The organism is Williamsia sp. 1138, from assembly GCF_002095435.2.
Taxonomy (GTDB): Bacteria; Actinomycetota; Actinomycetes; order Mycobacteriales; family Mycobacteriaceae; genus Williamsia.
This window is the reverse complement of record NZ_MJEJ02000006.1, coordinates 1-3,589: the sequence shown is the minus strand read 5'-3', so window position 1 is coordinate 3,589 and position 3,589 is coordinate 1. Positions and strand designations below refer to the sequence as shown.

The 3,589-nt window shown below is 62.2% G+C and carries 2 protein-coding genes; both read right to left on the bottom strand.

Annotated elements, in window-relative coordinates; all coding sequences use genetic code 11:
* A partial coding sequence (gene ctaD / locus BH683_RS00060; protein WP_084834246.1) for a cytochrome c oxidase subunit I occupies positions 1 to 1,646 on the bottom strand: 1,646 nt, incomplete at its 3' end.
* Between the two features lie 171 nt (positions 1,647 to 1,817).
* A partial coding sequence (gene ctaD / locus BH683_RS00055) for a cytochrome c oxidase subunit I (protein WP_246833118.1) occupies positions 1,818 to 3,589 on the bottom strand: 1,772 nt, incomplete at its 5' end.

Here is a 3,589-nt window from a genome sequence, read left to right as displayed (position 1 = left end):
TGCGGGTAGTGCAACTCGAACGCAGGCCGCTCCGACCGAATGCGCGGGAGCTCGGTGAAGTTGTGTCGCGGCGGCGGGCAGCTGGTCGCCCACTCCAGCGAGTTACCGAAGCCCCACGGGTCGTCGACGGTCACGACCTCGCCGTAGCGGTAGCTCTTGAACACGTTCCACAGGAACGGCAGCGTCGAGGCACCGAGGATGAACGCACCCACTGTCGACACGATGTTCAACGTGGTGAACCCGTCCGACGACAGATAGTCGGCGTAGCGACGCGGCATGCCCTCGTTACCGACCCAGTGCTGCACCAGGAACGTGGTGTGGAAGCCGATCATCGTCAGCCAGAAGTGCATCTTGCCCAGCCGCTCGTCGAGCATGCGTCCGGTCATCTTCGGGAACCAGAAGTAGATACCGGCGTAAGTCGCGAACACGATGGTGCCGAAGAGCACGTAGTGGAAGTGCGCGACGACGAAGTAGCTGTCGGACAGGTGGAAGTCCAGCGGCGGGCTCGCGAGCAGGACGCCGGTCAGACCACCGAAGAGGAACGTGATGATGAAGCCGACGGAAAAGAGCATGGGTGTCTCAAAGGTCATATGACCTTTCCACATCGTGCCTATCCAGTTGAAGAACTTCACACCCGTGGGCACCGCGATCAAGAACGTCATGAACGAGAAGAACGGCAACAGGACCGCGCCGGTGGCATACATGTGGTGCGCCCACACCGCCACCGACAACGCAGCGATCGCCAGGGTTGCGTAGACCAGACCGCTGTAACCGAAGATGGGCTTGCGGCTGAAGACGGGGAAGATCTCCGAGACGATGCCGAAGAACGGCAGCGCGATGATGTAGACCTCGGGGTGACCGAAGAACCAGAACAGGTGCTGCCACAAGATCACGCCACCGTTGGCCGGATCGTAGAGCTGGGCGCCGAATTGTCGGTCGACCTCCAGACCCATCAGAGCGGCGGTCAGCAACGGGAACGCCAGCAGGATCAGGACGCTGGTGACCAGGATGTTCCAGGTGAAGATCGGCATCCGGAACATCGTCATGCCGGGAGCGCGCAGGCAGACCACGGTGGTGATCATGTTGACCGCACCCAGAATGGTGCCCAGACCGGAGACGGCCAGGCCGAGGATCCACATGTCGGCGCCCGCACCCGGAGAGTGCACGGCGTCGGTCAATGGGGTGTAGGCGGTCCAGCCGAAGTCAGCGGCGCCGCCGGGGGTGATGAATCCGGCCACGGCCACTGTCGAGCCGAACACGAACAGCCAGAAGCTGAAGGCATTCAACCGCGGGAACGCCACGTCCGGGGCGCCGATCTGAAGCGGGAGCACGACGTTGGCGAAACCGATGACGATCGGCGTCGCGTACATCAGCAGCATCACGGTGCCGTGCATGGTGAACAGCTGGTTGTACTGCTCGGTCGACAGGAACTGCAGACCCGGAACGGTCAGCTCAGAGCGCATCAGCAGTGCCATCAGGCCACCGATGAGGAAGAACGCGAAGCAGGCAACCAAGTACATGATGCCGAGCAGTTTGTGGTCGGTGGTCGTCAACATCTTGTAGATGAACGACCCCTTGGCCCCCGTGCGCTCGGGGTAAGGCCGTACCGGAGCCACCTGAGTAGTGGGCTGGTCTAACGCAGTCACAGATCCTCCTATGGCGCCGCCACTCGCTCCGAGTCGTCGTGGTCGGCTGTTTGGCCCACGGCGGCGCGAAGCGCACTGGAGATGATCGTAAACCCTATGGGCCGACGAAACCGGCTATCCCCTACGACGGTTCGTAGGAGATAGCCGGTTTCGGTGTAGAAGGTGGAGCGATCAGCTCGGATCTGGGTCGGTCGACGACTCGTGGGTTCCGACTGTCAACGGATCGCGACGAGCTTTCTCGGCCTTGTCGCTGGTCTTGCCGTGACCGGCACCGACGTGGGCTTCTTCCCGCATCCGCTCGACCATGTGCGGGTAGTGCAACTCGAACGCAGGCCGCTCCGACCGAATGCGCGGGAGCTCGGTGAAGTTGTGTCGCGGCGGCGGGCAGCTGGTCGCCCACTCCAGCGAGTTACCGAAGCCCCACGGGTCGTCGACGGTCACGACCTCGCCGTAGCGGTAGCTCTTGAACACGTTCCACAGGAACGGCAGCGTCGAGGCACCGAGGATGAACGCACCCACTGTCGACACGATGTTCAACGTGGTGAACCCGTCCGACGACAGATAGTCGGCGTAGCGACGCGGCATGCCCTCGTTACCGACCCAGTGCTGCACCAGGAACGTGGTGTGGAAGCCGATCATCGTCAGCCAGAAGTGCATCTTGCCCAGCCGCTCGTCGAGCATGCGTCCGGTCATCTTCGGGAACCAGAAGTAGATACCGGCGTAAGTCGCGAACACGATGGTGCCGAAGAGCACGTAGTGGAAGTGCGCGACGACGAAGTAGCTGTCGGACAGGTGGAAGTCCAGCGGCGGGCTCGCGAGCAGGACGCCGGTCAGACCACCGAAGAGGAACGTGATGATGAAGCCGACGGAAAAGAGCATGGGTGTCTCAAAGGTCATATGACCTTTCCACATCGTGCCTATCCAGTTGAAGAACTTCACACCCGTGGGCACCGCGATCAAGAACGTCATGAACGAGAAGAACGGCAACAGGACCGCGCCGGTGGCATACATGTGGTGCGCCCACACCGCCACCGACAACGCAGCGATCGCCAGGGTTGCGTAGACCAGACCGCTGTAACCGAAGATGGGCTTGCGGCTGAAGACGGGGAAGATCTCCGAGACGATGCCGAAGAACGGCAGCGCGATGATGTAGACCTCGGGGTGACCGAAGAACCAGAACAGGTGCTGCCACAAGATCACGCCACCGTTGGCCGGATCGTAGAGCTGGGCGCCGAATTGTCGGTCGACCTCCAGACCCATCAGAGCGGCGGTCAGCAACGGGAACGCCAGCAGGATCAGGACGCTGGTGACCAGGATGTTCCAGGTGAAGATCGGCATCCGGAACATCGTCATGCCGGGAGCGCGCAGGCAGACCACGGTGGTGATCATGTTGACCGCACCCAGAATGGTGCCCAGACCGGAGACGGCCAGGCCGAGGATCCACATGTCGGCGCCCGCACCCGGAGAGTGCACGGCGTCGGTCAATGGGGTGTAGGCGGTCCAGCCGAAGTCAGCGGCGCCGCCGGGGGTGATGAATCCGGCCACGGCCACTGTCGAGCCGAACACGAACAGCCAGAAGCTGAAGGCATTCAACCGCGGGAACGCCACGTCCGGGGCGCCGATCTGAAGCGGGAGCACGACGTTGGCGAAACCGATGACGATCGGCGTCGCGTACATCAGCAGCATCACGGTGCCGTGCATGGTGAACAGCTGGTTGTACTGCTCGGTCGACAGGAACTGCAGACCCGGAACGGTCAGCTCAGAGCGCATCAGCAGTGCCATCAGGCCACCGATGAGGAAGAACGCGAAGCAGGCAACCAAGTACATGATGCCGAGCAGTTTGTGGTCGGTGGTCGTCAACATCTTGTAGATGAACGACCCCTTGGCCCCCGTGCGCTCGGGGTAAGGCCGTACCGGAGCCACCTGAGTAGTGGGCTGGTCTA